This window comes from Vibrio sp. 99-70-13A1, from assembly GCF_013114625.1.
In the GTDB taxonomy this organism is placed as follows: domain Bacteria; phylum Pseudomonadota; class Gammaproteobacteria; order Enterobacterales; family Vibrionaceae; genus Vibrio.
Genome location: NZ_VTXD01000033.1, coordinates 24,434 through 49,135, shown reverse-complemented (window position 1 = coordinate 49,135; position 24,702 = coordinate 24,434). Strand labels below are relative to the sequence as shown.

The following is a 24,702-nucleotide window of genomic DNA, read 5'->3' as shown; positions in this document are numbered from 1 at the left end:
TTTAATACTATAAAATCAACGAGTTATAACACACTCCTTTTGGCACTCGATTTGCAATTCCCATATACAACTAATTACAAAATACGTTGGTAAGGGAATACAATGAAGAATACAAAAAGAATACTTTACGTTCATTATGGTGATAACTGGATTAGAGGCAGTGAAGTCTGCTTAATTAATTTAATAGACTCGCTAAACAAAGAGCGTTACACACCCTTCCTTTGGACCAACTGCCCTGCACTACTTCATCATTATGAAGGGCACAACATCACATCAGAACTGTCTGCTTTTCCGCTCATAGGTGGCTGGCAATCTCCTCGTTTTGACACCGTTAGTTGGTGTCACCTTGTCAAACACGCTATTCATTACATCAAAACCTATGGCATCGACGTAATACACGTAAACAGCGGTGCTCCTTGCCAGTGGATGTGTTTAGCCGCTCGTATCTGCCAAGTCCCTCTTGTGACACAGCTTCATAGCCATTACCAACTTAGAGACCGTTTTACACTTGGTTTGCACATGTCCCCTCACATTGTTTGTGTGAGTGATGCAATCAGCAAAGAACTTCTATCAGATGGATACCCTAAGAATAAGCTATCTGTGATCCCTAACGGTGTCAGTATGAACTTCAAGCGCTATGTCAATGTAAGACAAACTCTACACATTCCAGACAATGCTTTTGTATTCGCTACTGTGGGGTCATTGATTATCCGCAAAGGCGTCGACCTAATCATTCAAGCACTTAAACATATTTCTCCGGCTGGAAACATTCACCTTGTGGTTATAGGGGAAGGTGAAGAAAGGAAAAACCTTGAAACTCTCGTGTCAAAGCTGGGGTTATCTGACAATGTTCATTTCGTTGGGGAGCAAAGCAACGTTTCTAATTGGCTTGTTGGAGGGGTAGATGCTTTTGTCAGCGGTGCAAGGGAAGAAGCATTTGGTCTTGTGCTTGCTGAAGCTGGATTGGCGAAATTGCCTGTCGTTGCTCCACAAGTCGGTGGAATTCCTGAGTTCATCAAGCACGAAATAACAGGGCTTTTATACTCACCTAAAAACCCTATCATCGATATGGCTAGTTGTATGTTAGCACTCATTTCAAATGTATCACTACGGTCTAGGCTAGCCGAAAACCTATACCAGCTCGCTTCTACTCGTTTAACAATTGAGTCTAATACTCATGCTTTGGAATCTTTATACGCCCGCATCACTCACGAGCCAAGTAGCCACTGTGTACCTATTGCTCATGGTTTAAAACCATTGTTACGTTGGACATTCAGATAGCAAACCTATCGTTTAAATTTCCCATATCAGATGTAACGCAAAGCAAGATTGAGTAAATAATCAAAATGAGGGTAAGACCATGAACATTGCTAGCCATAAGTTTACATTCAGTAAAACTTCGAACCATACGCCGGTTCATAGCTTTGTGTACGACCCAATTCCGTTTGCAGGAGGCTCAAAAGTGGCGACAGCTGAAATGCTACAATCTTGTCATCACAACAAAACTCAATTCACAATCCTTAGTGCAGACGGTGATTCTTGGGCTAAATTATCAAAGCACGGTAATTGTCGAATCTTATCACTGCCTAAATGGAAGTTCCTGACAAAAACACAAGGCTTAGGGTATTGGTTCGCGCAGCTTTGTTTAGTCAGTTTCATTCTGTTTACTATGCTAAGAGTGAAACGTATTGATTACGCGATTGGTGCCTCTGGCCCTGGAATTGATATGGCTATTTACTTAGTCGGTTTATTCTCTAAATACTCAATCATTCAATTAATACATGGTCCTGTCGCTCAATCTCGTTCTATCGGCTACTGCTTAACCAAAGCCTACAAAGTCTTTTATTTAAAGAGTAGCGAACAGTCCATAACAAATTCTATCTATCATTATTTCACTTTGACAAACGACCCAGTTCAAAACCAAATTCTTGCTCGATTCTCAATGGACAAAGAGCAATATCATCCATTCAATAATGGCATTGCTCAATGTAATTGGCCTTCTACCTCAAGCTTTCAATCAACTAGAGTGTTATGGGCAGCTTCGTTATTAAAATGGAAAGGTTTAGACGTACTGTTAGAAGCAATTAACCCGGCGCACAACGAAGAACCCATCGAAACAGATATCTGTTATATACGCCCGACAAGTACCGAGATTGAAGTAAGTTCCCTGCCAGAAAACTGGGCTAATGTTTCTCTTTATCAATCACCATCAAATTTAGACCAAATTCGATCTCAAGCAGGGATATTTGTCTCCACCAGCATTGAAGAACCTTTTGGATTATCGATTCTTGAAGCACTGGCTGCGGGGTTAAGTGTCGTTATACCTGAAGATGGGGCTTACTGGGACAAAGTGCTTACTCATGGCATCAACTGCATGAAATACTCACCTCGCAGTGCTAATGCATTACGCGAAACCCTAAACACGCTAACACATGATTCAAATCTAAGAGCTTCACTCGCAATCGAAGCCAAAAATGTCGCTACTGGCTACCACGCTGAACAATGCTATGCCGAGATTTGCCAATGTCTTTCAACGCCTAAAGCAAACCTTTCTTTCGAGCATCAGTCACGAGGGAAAGCACTATGAGCCTTAAACCAAGAGCTATGAGCCTTAAACCAATAGCTATCAACTCAAGACCAAATGAAACGAACTTAAAACTAAGCGAAAAAAGCTTAAAGATCAGCACGACGAGCAAAAAACAAAGCCCAATAGCGAATATGCTCACTTATGGTTTAGGCTTGGTTCTAAACAAAGGCATATCATTAATCATGCTGCCGTTTATGGCGAGTTACTTACAACCTCAGCAAATCGGAAAACTTGATTTATTGGCTTCTATAGGGGCAGCAAGTGGCATTGTGATCGCCTTAGCAATGCATGAAGTCTTGTACCGTTTTGTAGGAACAGAAAAACAAACCGCCAATCAGTTTAAGCGTGCAAGTGAGTTATACAGCTCAACTTGTATGATTGCCGTTGTCATAAGCCTAGTGCTGTTTTCGATCATCAATTTAATCCCCTTTCCTGCTGACTTCCTGGTGTCAAAGGTCGAGTTAAATCTTCTTCTCGTCTGCGCATCATTAGACGGTATTCTTGGGTTATCTACCGCATGGCTTCGCATGCAAGACAAAGCCAAAACATTTTTAGTGATAAGCGTCTTATCCACCACATTGCAGGTCGGGCTCATTGTAGTAGTACTGACCACCCAACCGACGGTGATTAACATACTGGCTTGTGGAGCTATTACTTATGCCGTTCAATTTTTTGCATTACATGCCATCAACCATTTTGAATGGCGTTTACCTTCTAAGACCCAGTTTAAAAAACACTTAAGTTATGGCATTCCATTAATGCTGACCGCATTTGTTGGGTTTGGACTGAATGGTTCAGAGCGTTTCTTTCTCGCGTATAACACCGATCTAAATACACTTGGTTTATACGCTGTTGCCATTAAGTTCTCGTTTGCTATGTGTATTCTCATGCAGCCATTTGGTATGTGGTGGATGCCAAAACGCTTTCAATACATCAATGAGCATGGTGTAAAAAAAACCTGCACGGTTACTCAACTGGGTATCTCGTACCTAACCGCCTTAACAATTTTTGTCGCCTTTTCTGCAAAAGTGTTTATCTCCTTAGCTCTACCGGAATCCTATACTATTTCCATCCAATTACTTATTGGTACTCTTTTAGTCGCGTGGTTTAAAGAGTTATCGGAACTTGTAAACATTGGTGTTTTATACAATAAAAACACCCAACAACAGTTTAGAGTCAGCTTTGTTTCTACCCTTATTGGACTTGGTCTAATGTGGGGGCTAGGAAACGAACTCGGCATCTGGGGAATAATTATTTCACTAGGTATTGCACAAGCCCTTAAAGCCGTATCTATCTATACCCTAAGCCAACGACAGCTATTCATGCCATATCAAATTAAGTTTCTCACCATCAACATCGTCTGCTTACTCGTCTTTTTGTACGTGGCTTTTCATGTTTCAGATTTATGGCTATGTGCAATTCTCGCATTATTAAGTCCAATTGTTGCCTTATTACCTACACTGTTAATAAAAGAAGTGAATCAGTGGGTTACCCATAAAGCACTTAACAGAAATAATAGTTCACTTAGCACCAGCAATTGTTCACTTAGAAGAAACAATAATGCTCTATACACAAGTAAAACCAGTAATTGTAGGAGTGATGGATAATGACAGCGCAAACTAATCGTCTGACCTCTATCGTTTCTATTTCATTTCTCTGCTTAGCTATTGGAGTGATTTGGTACCTTGTTCCTCATCCATTGGTTGCTATTGTCATTTCATTCCTGCCTCTTGGTGCATTGTTTGTTATAAATAAAACATTCTGGCTGGTTATTTTATTTGTTGTCTTTTCATTCTTTAGAATTCACGAAGCTATCCCTGTTTTATACTCATTGAAAATTCCATTGCTACTTTCTCTTGGCGCCCTATCTGCTTTGCTCTGGCATGCTTTAATCAGTAAAGAATTGAAAATGTATTGGCACCATTCATTGACTTGGTTAGCCATATTTTGGGGGCTGGTTTTTATAGGGATCATTTTTGCTTCAAACCGTCCTATTGCCATCGAACAATTCAAAGGTATTTACTGGAAAATCATGGTGATGACTCTTGCCATCGTTTGGCTCGTGAACAGCGCTGAAAATTTAGGGCGAACTTCACTCATCATTATATTGTCAGGGCTATTGATAGGTTGTATTGCTCTATCCAACTCAATAAATGGAATTGGGCTAGTCGAAGGAACACGAGTCACCATTGGGCGAGATCTCGGTTCTATGTTAGGGGACCCAAACGATTTAGCCTTGGTACTCATGTTCCCGCTCGCCTTTGCATTAAGTCATACCACCACCCGAGGTATTTCTATCTTGTTACGAATTTTATGCGGCGTAATTTGTATTGTTTTATTAGCGGCTATCATCGCGACACAAAGCCGTGGTGGGTTACTCGGATCCATGGCGGTATTTGGGTTATTTGCCATTAAATACATACGCTCTAAAACCCTACTGTTTACCATCTCTGTCGTGGGTGCGATAGTGCTTTATTTCGCTGCTGGAATATCTGACAGAGCATCCGGAGGGGCAGCAGAGGCAGGTGTTGATGCTTCTGCCATGGGAAGATTATACGCTTGGGAAGCAGCCTTCAAAATGGCGGTTGATAACCCGTTAACCGGTGTTGGACTAAACAACTTTTATTCAAATTACTATTTTTACAGCCCTCATTGGGATGGATTAAATCACGCCGTTCATAGCACCTGGTTTGGTGTTCTGGCCGAAACTGGTTTTGTCGGTTTAGTGGTTTTCATCATCCTTATTGTGTCTCTAATCCGGACCGCACGAAAAACTCAGCAAACATTAGCTCAATCTAAACTTGAGCATGATGCCAACCTCATTTCTTCTGCCAATGCGGTGTATGCAGGTTTGATCGGAACCATTGTCTCTGGAACTTTCTTAACACAAGGGTTCAATTGGCCGATTTACATTCTTGCGGCGCTCACCGTGTGCGTTTTTCATATATGCCAAATCGCTTGTCAAAATGAGAAACAAGAACAGTAGATTTATAAATAATTGAAAAATAACAATTAAATAACTGGCACATTACGTGAAAGAACTCCTATATAACAAAATCAGGAGTGAACATTATGACGTCAGTATCCATCCACGAATTCAAGCATTGGTTGAAATCCCACCCTAATTCTCAAATTAGAAATGTTTTTTTCATTTTGAAAAGCATTAGAAATATTGAGCTACCTACACCGCAATTCGTTAATCAGTCACTTTATCAAGCCCACCAGCTGTTAACTGGTGTCATAAGTGGCAGCACTCGTTTCCTGTATTGGACTCCAGCATTTAAAGGTCGCCTCGCACAATGTGGCAAGCGCCTGTATTTGTATGGTGGGTTACCTTTTGTTAGCGGACCTCTAAAGATTCGCATTGGGGATGACTGTCGTATTTCTGGGCACACTACATTTTCAGGGTGCACTATGACAAGTAACCCTCAACTTACCGTGGGTAACAATGTCGATATTGGCTGGCAATCCACTATTGCTGTCGGCACTCAAGTGATTATTGAAGACAATGTTCGAATTGCCAGTGGCGCTTTTATTTTCGGGTATTCAGGTCACCCACTAGACGCAAAACGCAGAGCACTAGGAGAAGGTGATGACGCTAATCAAATTGGTGAGATCATTCTTCGAAAAGATGTATGGATAGGCACAAATGTCACGATTAAAGGTGGCGTAACCATTGGCGAAGGCACCGTTGTTGCAGCAGGTAGCGTTGTAACAAAAACACTTCCACCCCACTCTATTGCCGCAGGAAACCCTGCACGCGTGATTGGCAGCATTCCAAATGCCCAATATAGCTCAGAACATAATTCAGATATCAATATGAAAGCCTACGACATAAATGGAGGCAACCATGCGTGATTTAATCGTTTTTGGTGAAGATTTTGGAGGCTTACCATCCTCGACTCAGCATCTTGTTCGTTACTTGGCGAAAACTCATAAAGTGTTGTGGGTGAACTCCATTGGTTTAAGACAGCCAAAATTGTGCGCTAAAGATGTAAAACGAGCACTAAATAAAATACTTGGTCGTAATAATGGTCACTCTCAGAACATGACGAATGCCAGTGACACTCCTAATATTACCGTTATCAACCTAAGAACACTGCCCGCTCCTCAATCGAAACTAGGTAGGTTCACCGCTAAACACCTCATGCTCTCACAACTGAAGCCTATGATTGAAAAGCTACAAATAACCGATCCAATACTGTGGACCTCTTTACCTACCGCAGCTGATCTTTGCGGTCATTTAGGTGAGTCTTCCGTTGTTTACTATTGTGGTGACGACTTTCAAGCACTTGCTGGGGTTGATCACAAGACAGTTCAAATGCATGAAGACGAGCTTATTGATAAGGCAGACTTAATCTTTTCAGCGAGCCAGAAACTGATGACAAAGTTTCCCGCGTGTAAAACACAATTATTGCCTCATGGAGTCGATTTAGAACTATTCAGTACACCAGCCCCAAGAGCCTTCGATCTACCCAGCGGGCACAGACCAATAGCTGGTTTTTACGGTAGCCTATCGCAATGGCTCGACTATGACTTAATCGATACCGTTGCTAAGAGCCTACCTGACTGGGATTTTGTATTTATCGGCCCAAATGAGCTGCCAACTTTACAATTACCAAACTATAGTAATGTGTATTACCTTGGTCCTAAAGCGCATTCCGAGCTTCCTAGCTATTCACAACACTGGGATGTAAGCCTATTACCGTTTGTTGATAATGAGCAGATACGAGCTTGCAGCCCTTTAAAACTAATGGAATATTTAGCGACTCAAACACCTATCATTTCAACGCCTTTTCCAGCACTAAAGCCATATGGCAACTATGTGTCTACAGTGGTTGATGCTCAACAAATGATAGAAGCACTTAAACAAGCTAGAGATTTGAAAACTGTACCTAATGGCGTTGTAGACCAAGAAAGTTGGCAGCAACGAGGTAAATTCGTCAATTGGATGTTGGAGTTATTATGAGCAATCTAAAACTTCGCTTATTAGTTATTCTGGGAGCCATGTGGCGTCAACGCTACGTTATTCTCGTGCCTATTTTGATTCTCCCATTTGTGGGGTTTGGAGTGAGTAAAGTCGCCCCACCAAAGTACGATGCCCATACCAGCATGTTGATTCAAGAAACCGCTAAAATGAACCCCTTCTTGGAAGACATTGCGGTATCAACCATGCTTAAAGACCGCATAAACGCACTGAGAACTCTGCTACATAGCCGACATGTGCTTTATTCCGTTGCCACTGAGCTTGAGCTTATTTCGTCTGATATGTCAGCAAGAGAGCAACAAGAAATCATCAGTGATCTTTCTAGCCGGTTATCAGTGACTCAATTAGGCAAAGATTTCTTGAAAATCAGCCTAACTTCTCATTCGCCTGATGGAATGAAAGACACGCTACAATCCGTCAGTGAACATTTCATTGAACAGTTACTCGCACCAGAACGCTCATCTATACAAGATTCCAGTGATTTTTTAAGCATACACATAGAGAAAAGACAAATAGAACTGCAAGCGGCTGAAGAAGCTTTAGCGATCTACAAAAATGAAAATGTGCAGTCTACACCCGAAATCCAAAGCCAAAGTTTGAACCGCTTGGCTTCGCTAAAACAAAACTTAGCAGAGAAACAAGCTGAACTCGCAGGTGTTGAAAAAAGCCTAGGTACAATTGATCAGCAGCTATCCAAAACGAATCCTGTTATAGGTAAGCTTGAAGATCAAATCATAAACATTCGTAGCGACCTAACTTTACTTCAAGCCAAATACACGAATCAGCACAGTGCTGTACAAGCCAAAATGTTAGAACTGGAAAGGTTGGAAAATGAAAGAACGGCCATTCTCAAAATGAAACAACCCACTCTTAACAGTGATCAGCTTTGGGACATCGCCAGCAGTAATACATTAACTAAGTTAAGTGATACGCAACCTCTACTCGTGACACAGTTACATAGCCTGCAATTAGTGCGAGCAAGATATGAGTCATTAAAAGAAGAAACAAAAAGCCTTAAGACAATGATTTTCGAGTTGGAAAATAAAGCTAATAACTTTGGTGAAAAAGCAAAGATCATGTATCGACTTCAGCGCGATGTTCAGATTAAACGTCAGCTTTATGATGAATTGATGGAAAGATATGAAATGGCTCAATTAACGGGCTCTTTAGGTATATTTGAACAAAACAAACGAGTCAAAATAATCGATTTACCTTTTACGCCAAGTATTCGCTCAAACTTACCAAGTCTACTATTTATCATTGCTGGGTTCATCGCGGGGATTGGCTTTGGGGCTGGTCTTGCCACTCTATTCGAATTGTTTGATTCATCAGTCAAACGCAGAGACGAAATAGAAAACGTTCTAGGTGTTCCTATTTTAACCGTGATTCCCAAAATGGATTAATCAAAGCACCCTCTTTTATTACTAATTTTTTATGTACCACTGGTTTTATCTTTATCTCTGTATTTATATCTTTATCTCTCCTAATCCACGCCAGTTATCTCTCTGGCGTTTTATTTCCTCACCAACAAGCTCCCACACAAACCCACACAAAGCCTTTATAAAACTCATATCAAGATAGTTAACGTCATTCCAATTTGATTCTTAAATTAAAAAATAAATACCAACCATTCAAAGCTACATGTAAGCCATTGATTTAAAACAACTAAATAACTGGCACATTTAATGCTAAATCATAAGAAATAGTACAAAAACAAAATCTGACTATTGATACTTAAAAGGGATTTAGCTTATGAAAACACAACTTAAAGGAAAGAAGATAATCCACGTGGTTCAGCATCTAGCTCCGGGTGGCTTGGAAACATTAACTCTAGATCTACTTCAATTCGCCAATAAAGAAGATCAAGTTCTTATTGTCAGCTTGGAAGGCACCCGTGAACAAGCCCTTAAAAACTGGGCAAAACTAGAGCCTTTTCAATCACAACTGGTTTTTTTAGACAAAGCGCCAGGGGTTCAACTCAATGTCATTTTAACGCTGATGAAAGCCTTTCAGGGTGTCAAACCTGATGTGGTACACACTCATCATATTGGCCCCCTTCTATATGCTGGATATGCAGCAAAAATTACAGGCGTACCAGCACGTATCCACACCGAGCATGATGCTTGGCACCTAAATAATACTAAGCGTCGTAGAATTCAAGATATGGCACTTAAAGCAGCGCAACCAACCTTAGTTGCTGATGCCACATGCGTTTACAATCAGCTCAAATCGACTTTCTCTTACGCAAACATTACTACCATCAAAAACGGTATTGATTGCCAAAAATTTAAACCAAGCTCAAAAGAAGACGCGCGAGCGCTATTTTCACTCCCTCAAGATAAAACCATTATTGGGTGTGCTGGCAGGCTTGAAATTGTAAAAGGACAAGATCAGTTAATAAAAGCTTTAACGCTCATTCCAACCAATACTGTTGTGGTGTTTGCTGGTCAAGGTTCTCAAGAATCTGAACTTCAACTGCTTGCTAAAAAGCTGAATGTTGCAGACCGAGTCATCTTCCTAGGGTTAATTGATGACATGGTGAACTTCTATCGTTCATTAGATGTCTTTTGCTTACCTTCACGCCATGAAGGGTTACCTTTATCAACCCTAGAAGCACAAGCTTGTAATATTCCAACTGTTGCGATGAATGTAGGGGCAGTAGATGAAACACTTTGCCCTAATACTGGATACCTAGTCAAAAATAACCATATACCTCATCTGTCGCATGCTTTATTACAAGCGATTTCGGATAGCAAGAATCGCAATGACCTTTCTCTTGGTCCAAGACCGTTCATTTTAAACAACTTCGACGTTCGTAATATGGTTGAGTCTTACAACGACATCGCAAATGGAGCATTCGCATGATTGATCTTCTATTAGTGCTGGCATGCCTTATTTCAGGGGCATTCATTATTTACCATCACATCGGCTACCCATTGCTACTGCGTTGGTATTCAAAAAATCACCCAAGCAACGGCGTACAGGAAAGTACCAGAAGCTATAAAAAAATGCGCAGTGACCGAGTATTACCAAGCATCACGATTCTAGTACCCGCTTTTAATGAAGAGCAATGGATATCAGAAAAGATAAGAAACCTTGCATCATTAGATTACCCAACGGGCAAGCTAAAAGTAATTATTGCCTGTGATGGCTGTACGGATAACACCGTACAAATGGCTGAAATGGCAATCCAAGAAGCGATTTGCTGCGACGTACACTTTGAGATTCATAACCACCGCGAGAACCGTGGAAAAGTCGCGCTTGTGAATGAAGAAGTCTGCCAAATCACCAGTGATATCACCGCGCTAAGTGACGTATCCGCTTTAATTTCATTGGATGCCTTATTAATAGCCAGTGCGCATTTTTCAAATAACGATGTGGGTGTTGTAAACGCCACCTATCGCATGTGCCCCTCAGAAAACCAAGGTGAAAGTACTTACTGGGCATACCAAACGGCAGTGAAAGAACAAGAAGCATCGTTAGGTTCAAGCTTAGGTGCACACGGCGCGTTCTACTTATTTAGAACCGAACTGTTCGACCAGTTACCAGCGAATACCATTAATGATGATTTCATTCTACCCATGCAGATAGTAAAAAAAGGATATGTTGCTGACTACGAACCAAAGATGATCGCGTTAGAGTTAGAAGAAACCAACCAGAGCAATGACTTCAAAAGAAGACTGCGAATTTCAGCGGGTAACATGCAACAAGTCATCGAGTTATTTGGGTTATTCAATCCAAAATTTGGAGGCACGGCCTTCGCTTTCTTCTCAGGAAAAGGCTTAAGACTTTTAACGCCTTACCTAATGATCATATGTTTTATTAGTTCATTACTTCTAAACCACCATTTGGTGTTCGAAATACTGCTCTATGCACAACTCACCGTTTATGGGATTGGTGTGGTCGGATACTTAATGCCACAACACTTAATTGCTAAGCCAATTTCACTAATTTCCTATTTAGTGGTCGGACATTATGCAAACTTTATCGGCGGGCTACGTTACCTGCTAGGTTTTGAAAATTCACCTTGGACACGCGTTAGCCATTAAGGATTTATTATGATGAACACTACTACTATTGACCAAAATAAAAACAGCCTTTACCAAAGCAAAATTTCAAACGCTAAGCGTGCGTTCGACTTCCTAGGTGCCTTGACTGCACTGGCTATATTTCTGCCTTTATTCCCAGTCATAGCATTGGCAATTGCCGTTTCTTCGAAAGGTCCTGTTTTTTATCGCCAACTACGAGTTGGTAAATCAACACCTGATCAAATGAAGCTATTCGAAATATTGAAATTTAGAAGCATGTATCAAGATGCGGAAACACGCTCAGGGGCTGTTTGGGCAACGTCAAATGACCCTAGAATCACACCTATTGGTCGCTTTTTAAGAAAAACGAGGCTGGATGAATTGCCTCAATTATTCAATGTTCTGAAAGGTGAAATGTCGTTAATCGGTCCAAGACCAGAGCGCCCTACTTTCTACAATAAATTAGAAACAGAAATCCCATATTTTGCGGATAGAACTTATGGTGTACTTCCTGGCATTACCGGCTTAGCTCAAGTAAACCAAGGCTACGACACCTGTATTGAGGATGTAAGACGCAAAGTGGGTTTCGACCACAGTTATGCACTTAGCCTATGTTCAGTTAAGTCATGGATAACCACTGACCTAAGTATTATTTCAAAAACGATTATTGTTATGGTTGATGGTCGAGGTCGTTAAAATAGGATAGGATTCGCATTGTCGAAAGTAACGTAAGCACCTGAAACTATGAAAATTGAAGACTTAAAACTGTTTACTACTGTCGTGGAACTTGGCAATTTCACTGCGGCTGCCAATGCGCTTGATCTGCCAAGAGCCAACGTCAGCCGCCGAATCAATGATTTGGAAAAGGCACTCAGCATTCAATTATTTTTTCGAACCACTCGCAGTCTTTCATTAACAAAGTCAGGTGAAGTTTATTACCACGAACTAACCAAAGCACTGACTGCTTTAGAAAAAGCAAATCGCGTAGCTTCAAATTTATTAGAAGTGCCGCATGGAAGAGTCAAACTTGGTTTATTGCCCGAGACAGGTGACATAATCCAATCTTCCCTATTTAAGTTTCAAGATTTATATCCCGAGATAGAGTTAGATATTCGTAGCATAAACAATGGGTTCCTTGATATGTACCGCCAAGGGCTTGATTTAGCGATGCACGGTGGTCGACTTCATGACACAAACGTAGTCGCTCGAAAAGTGATGGATCTCAAGAGAATCTTTGTCGCCAGCCCAAACTACATCGAGCAAAATAGCGCGCCAACGAACTTAAACGAATTACAGGGTCATAAGTTCATTTGTTTCCGCTGGCCAAGTGGTGACATAGATAAAGAATGGGAGATATTTGATCAAGTCATCAAAGTAGAACCTAAAGTGGTTAGCGACAGCATTGGCTTTGTAAAAGGAGCAACGTGTCGGCATCGAGGTATTTCATTATTACCAGAGCTTCTCGTTCGACAAGAACTCAAAGATGGAACCTTAATTAATCTATTTCCTCAAAAAGAAGTCAAAACTGAAGAAGCATGGTTGCTGTACCCACAACGAAAAGCGCTGAGTCATGCCAGCCAACTTTTGATCGACTTTTTATTACAAGAACTTCCTAAAATATAATCATTGTCTCACTTATCGAGACAGTGTTATTCAACTAGGCCTGATTATCTTATAGCGCTGTAACGATAGAATTGCTCCACTTATTTATAGGAGCAATCCATGACTATTCCTCATCGATATACTGTATTAGCAGCCACTCTATTTTCTCTTGCTGGCTGTAATAACACAGCTGAGCCACCTGACTCAGCATCCAATACTCTGCTAGAAAAACAGAGCCGTCCTGTTCATGTCGTTGAACTTAAAGACAGCGCTCATTTATCTACCAAAATTTTTACCGGTAAATTGCAATCAGCAGAAACCGCTGGAGTTGCTTTTCGAGTACCGGGGACAATTCAAAAGATTCTGGTTAAAACTGGGGAAACCGTTAAGAAAGGTCAACCAATAGCTCAGCTCGACCCACATGATTATCAAGTCGCATTAGAAGAGCTTCAAGCTCGAGCTTTAGAAGCTAAATCAGCTCATAAGCTTGCAAAAGCAGAGCTCGCTAGAGTTAAACAAGCGATTGCTGATGATGCAATTGCAAGCGTGAACCTAGACAGAGCAATCAGCGGTTATGAAAGAAGTGAATCTGCAGTCAAAGTTGTCGATCAAAACATTCGTCGCGCTAAAGATACAATTCGCTACACACGTCTTCTAGCCCCTTTCGACGGTGTGGTTGCCGCTTCAAATTTTGATCAATTTGAACAGGTACTACCGGGAATTTCTGTATTCACGATTCATAAACCGAATGAACTTGAAGTGAAAGTTGATGTGCCTGAAAACCTCATTCATCAATTCAAAGCTGGACAAGCTGCCAATATTAGCTGGTACCAGGCAGATGAACCGCTTATTGGTCATGCAGAAGAAATATCATCACTGCCACACCCAATAAAGCAAACGTACTCCGTCACCTATCGCTTAAATACTCTTGATGACAAAGTCTCAGAAAACACATTGCTACCAGGTAAAGCGGTCACCCTATCTACTCAATTTGGGGAAATCAGTTCCAGCCATTGCTTGCCTTATTCATCACTCATTACCAATGAAGGTTTCGACCAAGTCTATGTGGTGAGAAACTCACACGCTTTTGGCGTAACCGTACATATTTCTTCATTTAATGACCAATCGGTTTGTGTTCAAGGTGAGCTTGAAACAGGCGATCATATAGTGATAAGTGGTGCAGCCTACCTTCATGAAGGGCAAGAGCTGAATTCTGTTCAAGTGAAAGAAATATAGGTAAATGATGATTAATTTAGCTGATTTTGCGATTAAACAACGCACCTTTGTTCTCTTCTTCACCGTTTTAAGTGTAATAGCAGGGCTGTATTCTTATTTTGATTTAGGAAAATTAGAAGACCCTAGCTTTACCATCAAAACAGCGGTGGTTGTCACCATTTATCCGGGGGCATCTGCGGAAGAAGTAGAACAACAGGTAACGGATACCGTAGAGACAAAACTCCAAGAAATAGGCACATTAAACCGTTTAAGATCACTTTCTCGTCCGGGAATGTCGATGGTTTTTGTTGATCTTAAAGAGTCTTTGAATTCAAAAGAACTGCCTCAAGAATGGGATTTACTCAGACGAAAAGTCTCAGATATGAAGATGCTACTGCCGTCTAGTGCGCAAATCAGCATCGTCCAAGACGAATTTTCAGAAGTCTACGGCATGCTTTTTTCTATCCACAGTGAAGACGCGTCTCCAGTTTCACTTCGTCAATATGCAGAAGAGTTACAGCGCAGGATTAAAACCGTTGATGGTATCAAGAAAGTTGAGCTTCACGGTGTTCAACCACGCGTTGTTCATATTGATATTCCAGACGAAAGGCTGGCTCAATATGGATTATCTATCGCTCAGGTATGGAGTCAGCTGAATACTCAAAACACAACCTTTGAAGCCGGTAAATATGCGGTTGGTCAAGAACGCATCCGCATTCAGCAATCTAGCGAATTCCGCTCTTTAGATGACATTAGAAACCTTGTTCTTAAAGGCGGTGTAAGTGAAATTGGCACAGGCCTTATTCGACTTGGCGATATTGCAGAAGTTTCTATGGGTTATCAAGAACCCGCAATGACAGAAAACCGTTATAACGGCTCACCTGCTGTAACATTAGCCATGAGCCCTGTATCTGGGATTAATGTTGTATCTCTAGGCGATCAGATAGATGAAATCGTCAATCAATACCAATCTGAACTGCCTCTTGGTGTTGAGATTGCAACGGTTGCGAACCAACCTGAAGAAGTTCAGAAATCAATTGATAACTTCGTGAGTAACTTGCTTGAAAGTGTCGCGATTGTATTCATTGTCTTATCAATTTTCATGGGGCTGAAAAGTGCCACAATTGTTGGGGCAAGCTTGCTGCTGACGATTCTTCTCACCCTTATTTATATGAACATCTCAGGTATCGACTTACATCGAGTATCACTAGGTACCTTCATACTTGCACTCGGCATGCTGGTAGATAATGCGATTGTGATCACCGATATGATGATCAGTAAAATCAACAAAGGCATTGATCGTACTAAAGCAGCTGTTGAATCAGTGAAAGAAACAGGCACTCCACTCTTTGGTGCAACTGTCATTGCAATCATGGGCGCCAGTCCGGTTATTTTCTCACAAACTGATGCCGCTGAATTTGCCAGTTCTGTCTTTTTAATTATCGCATCTTCGCTGCTATTATCATGGTTCGTTGCAATGACCTTTACGGCATTGATGTGTTGGATGTTCATCAAGCCAGCTAAAGAAAAGAAACAAGAGAAAAACAGTCTATACAAGCGCAGTGTCAGCTGGACGGTCGATAACCCACTAAAAGCCTTGTCGGCTCTTATTCCATTAATTTTAGTCACCGCATTCGCTGTTCCGCATATTGCGATTAATTTCATTCCTCAAGCTGATAGACCGATTTTGTTCCTTGACTATTGGCTACCCAATGGCGCAAAAATAGAACAAACGTCTAAAGACATGCAACGCATAGAGGAATGGTTATTAGAGCAACCTGAAGTGGAAAGTATTTCTACTTATGTTGGCGCTGGTGCACCAAGATTCTCAGTAACTATTGAGCCAGAACCGTTTGACCCTGCATACGGTCAGATTCTTATCAATGCCACTGACTATCCATCACTAAGCCCATTAATCGCCCGTTCCGATGAATGGCTGGCTAATGAATTTCCGAATGCCAACCCAAGATTCAGAAGCTTAAAACTTGCGACAGCTGATAAATTCAGTGTAGAAGCTCGATTCTCAGGACCTGATGAACGAGTGCTTCACGACCTAGCAGACCAAGCAAAATCGATATTCTCAGCTCACCCAGATGCGAAATATGTCCGTGATGATTGGCGTCAGGAAAGCAAAGTTTTAGTCCCAATTATTAACCAAGATAAAATGCGACACGCTGGTGTAAACCGTGCTGATATTGCCTTTGCAATGAAGCGAGCTTCTGAAGGTATGCCTTTAGGCCGCATGAATTTGAATGACGAACTGATCACGATTCAACTTCGAGGAACAGAACAGTCAATAGAGTCTCTGGAAACGCTACCTGTTCGTTCAATATTAGGAATGCACAGCGTGCCACTCGGTCAGGTGGTAGACGGTTTCGAGCTTGTTACTGAAGAAAGCATGATCTGGCGTAGAGACCGCGTAAAAACCATTACTGCGCAAGCTGGCGTTGGCAGGTATACAACTCCTGCTGCAGTAAGAAACTCGGTTAAGCCTCTGATTGAAGCGATTGAATTACCTGAAGGTTATTCCCTTGAGTGGGGCGGCGAATATTACGATGAGCATAAAGCCGTCAGTGATATTTTGAAGCAACTTCCTAAAGCAATGTTACTGATGGTCATCATCTTAGTTGCTATGTTTAATGGCTTCAAACAACCTGTAATTATTTTCACTACCCTGCCTTTAGCGGCGACTGGCGCAACATTCAGTTTATTGTTATTGGATAAACCGTTTGGCTTTATGGCGTTAATTGGCGCAGTAACGTTAACAGGTATGATTATCAAAAACGGCATTGTTCTCATGGATCAAATTGAATTAGAACGTAGCTATGGAAAGTCACTTTCAGAAGCGATTAAAGAAGCAACGGTAAACCGTACTATGGCAATTTCTATGGGAGCACTTACCACTGCGTTTGGGATGATTCCACTGCTAACTGACTTACTGTTCGACCAAATGGCCGCAACGATCATCGGTGGGTTAGCAGCTGCAACGGTTCTGTCATTGTTTGTTATGCCAGCCCTGTATCAACTGTTTTACCGAGCAGATGAAAGCAAAGAAACTGATCAAGATTCTAATGACAATGAGCCAAGCCAGCTTATATCAGAACCTTTAGAAACCGAACAACCGACTCAGTCAATCAACAATCAACAATCACCAATCAACCAGCAGCCCAATAAGGAGCTAGAAAATGAAAAAGCTATCTAAGCCAACATTTAAAGTTGCTCCTATTATGCTTGCTTTACTATTAACCGGTTGTGCTGCAGGGCCCGATTACAATGCTCCAGAAACGACCATGGCAGAAACGTATTTATACAGTTCAGCTGATGAAAATACAGCGGATCAACACGTTGAAAATAACCAATGGTGGACTCAATTTAATGACCCAACACTGAATCAACTGGTGTTAGACGTTCAGCAAGACAACATACCTATAAAATTAGCTGCAGAAAGAATCAATATGGCTAATTCATATAAAAGCGTTGTTGAGTCTTTTAAAGTTCCAACCGTCAACCTTGGTGGTGGTTACTATAACTACCAACTGAGTGAAAATGACTCCCTACTTGGCCCTGTTTTTGGCGCATCAGATCAAGTCGAGTCCGCGACTGGAATGTCTTTAATGGACGCTCAACATGATGGTGGTTTTCTTGGGGCAAGCATTGCGTGGGAAATGGATCTGTTTGGAAGAATAGATAAGCAAGTCAACTCCGCGACTATCCGTGTAGAACAGGCTGAAATATTCCAGTCAGGGCTCACAACTTTGATAACGGCGGATCTTATCCATAACTATCTTCAATACCGAGGAGCACAAGAACGCAAAGCACTGGCTTTATTGAACATTGAAGATCAAAGAAAAACCTTAGATCTTGTTTCTAAAGTAGTTCGAAGTGGTTACGGTTCTGAGCTCGACTTAGCACAGGCAAAAGCCATGTTAGCGGCTACAGAATCGGTTGTGCCACAACTTGAAATTGCAGAGCAAGTGCACAAGCAAAGAATGGCAGTATTACTTGGTGAATCTCTGACCGACATAAATACTCGCCTAGAGAGCGATTACCAATTACCAACGATCACAGATGTCATTCCAACAGGGTTACCTTCTGAACTATTAACTCGCCGACCAGATATCAAAATGGCTGAGCGAGAGATGGCTGCAATTAATGAAGACTTAGGCGCGAGTATTGCCAACCGCTACCCTAAATTTTTCTTAACGGGTACGCCTGGTGTAACTGCAGGTAGTTTTGATGACCTGTTCAGCAGCGATTCATTTGGTTGGGCTGCCGCTGCGGGTATTCAATGGAACGTGTTTGATGGTGGCCGTGGTGAAGCCATGGTTGAGCTAAATGAAGCGAGGTTTAAAGTCGCAGCACTGAGTTACCAACATACGGTAGACAGTGCGTTTTTAGAAGTCGACTCGACCTTATTTGCTTATGGTCGTAGCCAAGAAAATCAAAAACGTGTTGATGAAGCGGCTCGTGCGGTCGATAACGCAGTTAAAAAAGCAAAAGCCCTATACAAAGCTGGTTTAGTGGATCACCTAGCGGTTCTTGATGCTCAAAGGCAGCAGAGAATGATGCAAGACAGACAGGTTGCTGCCAAGCTTCAAACGGCTCAAACGACAGTCGCGGTATACAAAGCATTAGGCGGAGACTGGAAGGTTTCTGTTCAAGAACAAGGTCCACAAGAACAAGATCCAAAGATAGAAGGATCACCAGAAACGAAAATCGATTCAGATATGGCTAAGACAATAAACACTGATAATACAAAATCGAGTTCATAGAGCTAATCAATAGCAAAAGGACAGAAACAAAAAAGCCGTCACTTCGAGCACCAAAATTCAGGAAAGCTCCTTATTTGGTATGTTTAGAAGTGACGGCGTTTCTATTTATACTTACGAATTAGTTAGTCTTGCGAATTAGAACGGTGAGGAATGAACAAACGGAACGACTAAACCGTTTCAAAAGCTAAAGCTTTCTTTTCTACTTGGCGGAAAATCAGCGTCAATACTCCATTTACCGCTAAGTAAAAAGCACCGGCAACACCAAATACAGCTAAGGTATCGTAAGTTTGGCCATTAATACGCTGCGCGTACCCCATTAAATCCATAATGGTTATCGTGCTCGCTAAAGAAGTCCCTTTGAAAACTAAAATCACTTCATTTGAATAAGCAGGAACCGCACGACGTAATGCATAAGGCAGTAATACTTTTAATGTCGCGACCTTATCCATTCCTAAGGCTCTGCACCCTTCCCACTGACCAGTAGGAATCGCGTTAAATGCACCTCTAAACAATAAAGTACTGTATGCCGCCGTGTTCAAAGCCAGCGCTAACATCGCACAGAACCAAGGTTGACTTAACCAAGCCCACAAGAAGCTTTCCCGAATCCAATCAAATTGACCAGGTCCGTAATACACCAAGAAAATCTGAACAAGTAACGGTGTGCCCGTAAACAAAGTAATCAAACCACGCGTAAACCAATGAATGACAGGTAAGCGTAAAATCAATGTTACCGTCATAAATAATGACAAGATACAGCCAACCAATAACGAAGCGCCGGTTAATTGTAAGCTTATAGCCAAACCTTCAAGCATTTGGCTTAAGTGTTGTTCATTCATGCCATTGCCCTTTTATTCATGCCAAAGCTCCTTTACCCGAACTATGCCCTTGAATCGAAAATTTACCATCAATGACTTTTACCGCCCTTTGAGTGATCAGCGTAATGACCAGGTAAATAGCCGCAGCCGTTGCATACCACGTAAATGCTTCATGAGTGGCAGCTGATGTAAGCTGTGCTTGCTTAAGTAGATCGGTCACGCCAATCAGTGACACTAGCGCCGTATCTTTAAGTAGAACCAGCCATTGGTTAGTCAAACCAGGTAAAGCATGTCTTACCGCTTGGGGTAGAACAATTCTAAAAAATGAACGAGCTTGCGAAATACCTAAAGCGCTTGCCGCTTCTCTTTGACCTTTACTGACCGCTTTAAGTGCGCCACGAATCGTTTGAGACGCATAAGAGGCAAAGATTAAGGACAGCGCAACAACACCAGAAAGAAACGGGCTAACTTCAATAAAATCTCCAGTGATCATGAAAAGCACTTGAGTTGAACCAAAGTAAATAAACAACACGACCAATATTTCAGGCAAGCCACGTACTATCGTGACGAATGCCGTCGAGGGCCATTTTATTGCAATTCGACGAGACATCTCGCCACCAGCAAATAAAACCGCTAGAACTAAACCAACTAATAAGCTAGTGAAGGCAAGCTGAATAGTCATCCAGCTTGCTTCTACGAGCCCTAAAGAGTAACCCGTTAGTGCCATATTACTTACCGAAGTACTGGTTAAAGATTTCTTCGTATGCGCCGTTCGCTTTAACAGCTTTAAGTGCTGCGTTTAGCTTAGTCACTAACTCAGGATTACTTTTGTTTACTGCAATACCAAAGCCATTACCGAAGTACTCTTGGTTAGTCACTTGCTCACCAACATACGTTAGGTTGTCTTGCTTCTTAAACCATTCAGCAACCACGGCTGTATCACCAAACACTGAATCAATACGACCATTTTTCATATCAATGAATGTGTCTTGGTAGCTAGAGTATGGAACAGCCGTTACACCAGACATTTGCTCAAGCAAGTAGCTTTGGTGAGTTGAACCATTTTGAACACCTACACGCTTACCTGATAATGCAGCTTGATCAACCACTTTACCTTCAATTGAAATGAAAGCCGCTGAGTTATCGTAATAAGCGTCTGAGAAGTTTACTTGCTGTAAACGTGCTTCAGTAATATCCATTGCAGAGATAGCGGCATCGTAACGTTTGTATTTAAGAGCTGGAATTAGGCTATCGAATGCTTGGTTATGGAATGTACATTTTGCTTTCATTTCTTCACAAAGTGCATTGGCTAGGTCAACGTCAAAACCTTGAATTTGGTTATTCTCGTCCATGTATTCGAACGGAGCATAAGTTGCTTCCATTGCGAATTTAATTTCGTCTTGAGCGGCTGCATTAGCTGAAACAAGGCCAATAAGTGAAGCTAGTAAAATCTTTTTCATGGTGTGACTCCGAATGATCTGTAAATAGTTGGCTAAAAGCCATTCTTATAGTTTGATTGGTTTAACTCGATGTATTAAAAATAAATCTAATGAGTCAGATACTCAGCAAACTCAGGGGTTTGCGGATTAATAAAGGAATCGCTCGTGCCGTGTTCTACGATGTAACCTTTTTCTAAGTACAAAACATGGCTAGCAATTTTTTTAGCGAAATCAACTTCGTGTGTGACGACAACTTGAGTGATACCCGTACCACTTAAATCTTTAATAATATTAACGACTTGATTAGTAATCTCAGGATCAAGTGCAGCAGTGGGTTCATCAAAAAGCAACACATCTGGTTTCATCATTAATGCACGAGCAATAGCAACACGTTGCTGCTGACCACCTGATAACTGTAACGGCCATGCATTCGCTTTATCTGCAAGCTGAAGAGTGGTCAGAATTTTTTCAGCCTGAGCCAAAGCTTCTGCTTTATCTAACCCAGCAACCTTAGTCGGGGCTTCAATCAGATTTTCCATCACGGTCATATGCGGCCATAAGTTGTACTGCTGAAAAACCATTCCAACTTTACGACGCAATTTAAGCCCCTGCTTTTCTGGCACTTCCGCTGAAAAGTCAAAACTTTCATTCGCAATGTCTAAATTGCCGTTGTCTGCAGTTTCTAACAGGTTCAATACACGTAATAGCGAGCTTTTACCTGCGCCACTTGGACCGAGTAACACTAAGGTTTCACCGCTTTCGCAATTGAAGCTAATGTCGTGAAGTACTTGTGTTTCACCGTACGATTTATTGATGCTTTTTACTTGAATACTCATGCCGGATTACTGCATTAATTGTCATTTGTCAGTTATTCTATTCATATTGATGTTTTATGCAAGAAAAATGTATAAAAAACTAAATTGTTGAATTTTTGTAACAAAACAAAGGTCAAATTCAGTTTCAATGACTGGTCAGATCTGAATGCAATCTAAGACTATGAAATTATTGAACTGGATGAAATAGCAACCGCTTGCTCTTTAATTTATAAACTAAGGTGTATTTATTCTTAATCGGTAAAATGCCAGAGAAACCTTGATATGATTTGCATAATTAAACAAACAACACTTAGAAACCTGTAACCGTGACATAAAAGAATTTAGGCAGAATGCCAAAGGATACTCAAAGGTATAGTCAAAAAGATGTTTTAATAGCGGTCTGTTCCAAATGAGCCAGACATACTATGCAAGACAGTATTGCTTCAGAATCATCAGACGTTAGCCAAGAAAATAAACCCGAGAAGAAAAGCTTAGGGATATTGTTTGAGTTAATTAAATTCATCCAACCCTATAAAGGTCGAGTGGCGGCAGCGTTAGTCGCGCTGATCTTTACTGCAAGTTTAACCCTATCGGTTGGTCACGGTATCCGCATTCTTATCGATCAAGGTTTTACTGAACAGTCATTAGAAGACCTAGGAAACGCGATTCAATTTATTTTGCTCGTGACCGTTCTCATCTCCATTGGTACTTTCTTTCGGTTTTATCTTGTTTCATCGGTTGGTGAACGAGTCAGTGCCGATATCAGGTTGGCTGTGTTTAACCACGTGATCACTCTCCATCCTAGTTATTTTGAAACAAATGGTAGCGGCGATATTATGTCGCGAATCACAACCGACACGACCTTACTACAAAGCATTATTGGTTCTTCATTTTCAATGGCAATGCGCAGTGCCCTAATGTGTATTGGTGCTGTCATCATGTTGTTTGCTACCAATATTAAGCTCACGTTAATCGTGTTAGCTTCCGTTCCATTTATCCTTATCCCCATTTTAGTTTACGGGCGAAGAGTTCGAACCCTTTCCAGAAAAAGCCAAGATTCAATGGCAGATGTCGGCTCTTATGCTGGTGAAGCGATTGAGCACATCAAAACCGTGCAAAGTTATAGTAATGAAGCGCAAGAAAAAGCTTCTTTCGCTACTGAAGTAGAAAAAGCCTATGAGATTGGTCGCCAACGCGTAAAACAGCGCGCTATCTTGATTTCAGGTGTCATTATCATCGTCTTTAGTGCTATTTCAGGCATGTTGTGGGTCGGCGGAAGTGATGTTATTAACGGCACTATGTCAGGTGGCGATCTGGGTGCATTCGTCTTTTACGCGATTATGGTGGCTTCATCATTAGGCACTATTTCAGAAGTTTTAGGCGAGCTGCAACGCGCTGCAGGGGCAACAGAAAGACTCATTGAGATACTACAAGTAGAAAGCCATATTATTGCTCCGGTCCAAAACCCTGTGTCACTAGGGTCTAACTCGACCCAAGCAACTTCAACAAAAGTTGGTTCAAGCCAAGCTAGCTCAATCAAAGCTGATTCAAACCAAGCGAATTCAACTAAAACTAATCAACTAACAGCAGAAGTTGCCTTTGAAGATGTGACATTCCACTACCCTTCACGCCCCGATCAAGCTGCTACTGAACATCTAGCTTTGAAAGCAGAAGAAGGAAAAGTGCTGGCGTTAGTCGGACCGTCAGGAGCGGGTAAAACAACTCTATTTGAATTACTGCAACGCTTTTATGACCCACAACTTGGACGAGTGACATTAGGTGGTATTGATATTCGTCGTTTTGAACCAAATGAGCTAAGAAAGCAAATGGCATTAGTGCCTCAGCAGCCTGCTTTATTCAGTAACGATGTTTATCACAACATTCGTTATGGCAGCCCAGAAGCAACAAATGAACAAGTGATTGAAGCCGCTAAAAAAGCTCACGCACATGAGTTTATTCTTAATTTACCGGAAGGCTATGATAGCTTCCTTGGTGAGCGTGGAGTCCGACTTTCTGGAGGGCAGCGTCAACGAATTGCGATTGCACGAGCCATTCTAAAAGACCCTAACATCTTACTTTTAGATGAGGCCACCAGCGCACTAGACAGTGAAAGTGAGCATCATGTTCAGCAAGCTTTAGATGAGTTAATGCGTGGCAGAACAACATTGATTATTGCTCATCGCCTTTCAACCATTAAGCATGCCGATCAAATTGCAGTATTAGACCAAGGCAAACTTGTTGATGTAGGGAACCACCAATCACTACTGGAAACCTGCGAACTTTACCAGAGGTTAGTCGAGCTTCAGTTTAAATCGATGAACCGTTAACTACTAATCTCTCCCCACACACATTTAACCTATTAAAAACAAAAACACTCTGCCAAATTGGCAGAGTGTTTATCGTTTCGATTTCAAAACCTAAATATCTAATCCAGCAAACTTA

The 24,702-nt window shown here is 41.4% G+C and carries 18 protein-coding genes and 1 pseudogene; 15 read left to right on the top strand and 4 right to left on the bottom strand.

Annotated elements, in window-relative coordinates:
* Nucleotides 1-102: 102 nt before the first annotated feature.
* The 14 genes and pseudogenes from F0226_RS17970 to F0226_RS17905 form a co-directional block, all read left to right on the top strand.
* The gene (locus F0226_RS17970; protein WP_171736922.1) at nt 103-1,281 is read left to right on the top strand and encodes a glycosyltransferase family 4 protein; all 1,179 of its coding nucleotides are present in this window, start codon (nt 103-105) and stop codon (nt 1,279-1,281) included.
* A gap of 79 nt (nt 1,282-1,360) precedes the next feature.
* Nucleotides 1,361-2,587, top strand: coding sequence for a glycosyltransferase family 4 protein (locus tag F0226_RS17965; protein ID WP_171736921.1), 1,227 nt, complete (start codon nt 1,361-1,363; stop codon nt 2,585-2,587).
* Nucleotides 2,584-4,194 carry a lipopolysaccharide biosynthesis protein gene (locus F0226_RS17960; protein ID WP_171736920.1) on the top strand — a complete coding sequence of 537 codons (1,611 nt, stop codon included), beginning with the start codon at nt 2,584-2,586 and terminating at the stop codon, nt 4,192-4,194. Before F0226_RS17965 ends, F0226_RS17960 begins: the two co-directional genes overlap by 4 nt.
* Entirely contained in the window at nt 4,194-5,573 is a 1,380-nt protein-coding gene (locus F0226_RS17955) for an O-antigen ligase family protein (protein WP_171736919.1), read from the top strand. Before F0226_RS17960 ends, F0226_RS17955 begins: the two co-directional genes overlap by 1 nt.
* An 86-nt stretch (nt 5,574-5,659) precedes the next feature.
* Nucleotides 5,660-6,445: an acyltransferase gene (locus tag F0226_RS17950; protein WP_171736918.1), complete on the top strand. Its 786-nt coding sequence runs from the start codon at nt 5,660-5,662 to the stop codon at nt 6,443-6,445.
* On the top strand, nt 6,438-7,556 hold the full coding sequence (locus F0226_RS17945; protein WP_171736917.1) for a glycosyltransferase: 1,119 nt from the start codon (nt 6,438-6,440) through the stop codon (nt 7,554-7,556). The genes F0226_RS17950 and F0226_RS17945 overlap by 8 nt, the downstream gene beginning before the upstream one ends.
* Nucleotides 7,553-8,977, top strand: a complete 1,425-nt coding sequence (locus F0226_RS17940) for a Wzz/FepE/Etk N-terminal domain-containing protein (protein ID WP_171736916.1) — start codon at nt 7,553-7,555, stop codon at nt 8,975-8,977. Before F0226_RS17945 ends, F0226_RS17940 begins: the two co-directional genes overlap by 4 nt.
* A gap of 349 nt (nt 8,978-9,326) precedes the next feature.
* Entirely contained in the window at nt 9,327-10,439 is a 1,113-nt protein-coding gene (locus F0226_RS17935; RefSeq protein WP_171736915.1) for a glycosyltransferase, read from the top strand.
* On the top strand, nt 10,436-11,623 hold the full coding sequence (locus tag F0226_RS17930) for a glycosyltransferase family 2 protein (RefSeq protein ID WP_171736914.1): 1,188 nt from the start codon (nt 10,436-10,438) through the stop codon (nt 11,621-11,623). Before F0226_RS17935 ends, F0226_RS17930 begins: the two co-directional genes overlap by 4 nt.
* 9 nt (nt 11,624-11,632) lie before the next feature.
* Nucleotides 11,633-12,298, top strand: a complete 666-nt coding sequence (locus F0226_RS17925) for a sugar transferase (protein WP_171736913.1) — start codon at nt 11,633-11,635, stop codon at nt 12,296-12,298.
* A 48-nt stretch (nt 12,299-12,346) separates the two neighbouring features.
* Nucleotides 12,347-13,225, top strand: a complete 879-nt coding sequence (locus tag F0226_RS17920) for a LysR family transcriptional regulator (RefSeq protein WP_171736912.1) — start codon at nt 12,347-12,349, stop codon at nt 13,223-13,225.
* A 99-nt stretch (nt 13,226-13,324) separates the two neighbouring features.
* Complete coding sequence (locus F0226_RS17915) at nt 13,325-14,440, top strand: efflux RND transporter periplasmic adaptor subunit (RefSeq protein WP_171736911.1); 1,116 nt, start codon at nt 13,325-13,327, stop codon at nt 14,438-14,440.
* Nucleotides 14,441-14,447: 7 nt separating this feature from the next.
* Nucleotides 14,448-17,621 carry an efflux RND transporter permease subunit gene (locus F0226_RS17910; protein ID WP_171736930.1) on the top strand — a complete coding sequence of 1,058 codons (3,174 nt, stop codon included), beginning with the start codon at nt 14,448-14,450 and terminating at the stop codon, nt 17,619-17,621.
* Nucleotides 17,605-19,074 (top strand): annotated as a pseudogene (locus tag F0226_RS17905) (efflux transporter outer membrane subunit); the annotation flags it as partial. The gene F0226_RS17910 and the pseudogene F0226_RS17905, both read left to right, overlap by 17 nt.
* A 284-nt stretch (nt 19,075-19,358) precedes the next feature.
* On the opposite strand, the gene artM reads toward F0226_RS17905, so the two are convergent.
* The 4 genes from artM to artP form a co-directional block, all read right to left on the bottom strand.
* Entirely contained in the window at nt 19,359-20,027 is a 669-nt protein-coding gene (gene artM, locus F0226_RS17900; protein ID WP_171736909.1) for an arginine ABC transporter permease ArtM, read from the bottom strand.
* Between the two features lie 16 nt (nt 20,028-20,043).
* Nucleotides 20,044-20,733, bottom strand: a complete 690-nt coding sequence (artQ, locus tag F0226_RS17895) for an arginine ABC transporter permease ArtQ (protein WP_171736908.1) — start codon at nt 20,731-20,733, stop codon at nt 20,044-20,046.
* Nucleotide 20,734: 1 nt separating this feature from the next.
* The gene (locus F0226_RS17890) at nt 20,735-21,466 is read right to left on the bottom strand and encodes a lysine/arginine/ornithine ABC transporter substrate-binding protein (protein WP_171736907.1); all 732 of its coding nucleotides are present in this window, start codon (nt 21,464-21,466) and stop codon (nt 20,735-20,737) included.
* Between the two features lie 86 nt (nt 21,467-21,552).
* The gene (gene artP, locus F0226_RS17885) at nt 21,553-22,281 is read right to left on the bottom strand and encodes an arginine ABC transporter ATP-binding protein ArtP (RefSeq protein ID WP_171736906.1); all 729 of its coding nucleotides are present in this window, start codon (nt 22,279-22,281) and stop codon (nt 21,553-21,555) included.
* Between the two features lie 404 nt (nt 22,282-22,685).
* Between artP and F0226_RS17880 the strand changes: the two genes are divergently transcribed.
* Nucleotides 22,686-24,587: an ABC transporter ATP-binding protein/permease gene (locus F0226_RS17880; protein ID WP_171736905.1), complete on the top strand. Its 1,902-nt coding sequence runs from the start codon at nt 22,686-22,688 to the stop codon at nt 24,585-24,587.
* Nucleotides 24,588-24,702 lie beyond the last annotated feature (115 nt).

What these genes read in the sequence shown, in the direction of transcription:
- F0226_RS17970 (WP_171736922.1), top strand. Translation starts at nt 103, where the DNA reads ATGAAGAATACAAAAAGAATACTTTACGTTCATTATGGTGATAACTGG.
- F0226_RS17965 (WP_171736921.1), top strand. Translation starts at nt 1,361, where the DNA reads ATGAACATTGCTAGCCATAAGTTTACATTCAGTAAAACTTCGAACCAT.
- F0226_RS17960 (WP_171736920.1), top strand. Translation starts at nt 2,584, where the DNA reads ATGAGCCTTAAACCAAGAGCTATGAGCCTTAAACCAATAGCTATCAAC.
- F0226_RS17955 (WP_171736919.1), top strand. Translation starts at nt 4,194, where the DNA reads ATGACAGCGCAAACTAATCGTCTGACCTCTATCGTTTCTATTTCATTT.
- F0226_RS17950 (WP_171736918.1), top strand. Translation starts at nt 5,660, where the DNA reads ATGACGTCAGTATCCATCCACGAATTCAAGCATTGGTTGAAATCCCAC.
- F0226_RS17945 (WP_171736917.1), top strand. Translation starts at nt 6,438, where the DNA reads ATGCGTGATTTAATCGTTTTTGGTGAAGATTTTGGAGGCTTACCATCC.
- F0226_RS17940 (WP_171736916.1), top strand. Translation starts at nt 7,553, where the DNA reads ATGAGCAATCTAAAACTTCGCTTATTAGTTATTCTGGGAGCCATGTGG.
- F0226_RS17935 (WP_171736915.1), top strand. Translation starts at nt 9,327, where the DNA reads ATGAAAACACAACTTAAAGGAAAGAAGATAATCCACGTGGTTCAGCAT.
- F0226_RS17930 (WP_171736914.1), top strand. Translation starts at nt 10,436, where the DNA reads ATGATTGATCTTCTATTAGTGCTGGCATGCCTTATTTCAGGGGCATTC.
- F0226_RS17925 (WP_171736913.1), top strand. Translation starts at nt 11,633, where the DNA reads ATGATGAACACTACTACTATTGACCAAAATAAAAACAGCCTTTACCAA.
- F0226_RS17920 (WP_171736912.1), top strand. Translation starts at nt 12,347, where the DNA reads ATGAAAATTGAAGACTTAAAACTGTTTACTACTGTCGTGGAACTTGGC.
- F0226_RS17915 (WP_171736911.1), top strand. Translation starts at nt 13,325, where the DNA reads ATGACTATTCCTCATCGATATACTGTATTAGCAGCCACTCTATTTTCT.
- F0226_RS17910 (WP_171736930.1), top strand. Translation starts at nt 14,448, where the DNA reads ATGATTAATTTAGCTGATTTTGCGATTAAACAACGCACCTTTGTTCTC.
- artM (WP_171736909.1), bottom strand. Translation starts at nt 20,027, where the DNA reads ATGAATGAACAACACTTAAGCCAAATGCTTGAAGGTTTGGCTATAAGC.
- artQ (WP_171736908.1), bottom strand. Translation starts at nt 20,733, where the DNA reads ATGGCACTAACGGGTTACTCTTTAGGGCTCGTAGAAGCAAGCTGGATG.
- F0226_RS17890 (WP_171736907.1), bottom strand. Translation starts at nt 21,466, where the DNA reads ATGAAAAAGATTTTACTAGCTTCACTTATTGGCCTTGTTTCAGCTAAT.
- artP (WP_171736906.1), bottom strand. Translation starts at nt 22,281, where the DNA reads ATGAGTATTCAAGTAAAAAGCATCAATAAATCGTACGGTGAAACACAA.
- F0226_RS17880 (WP_171736905.1), top strand. Translation starts at nt 22,686, where the DNA reads ATGCAAGACAGTATTGCTTCAGAATCATCAGACGTTAGCCAAGAAAAT.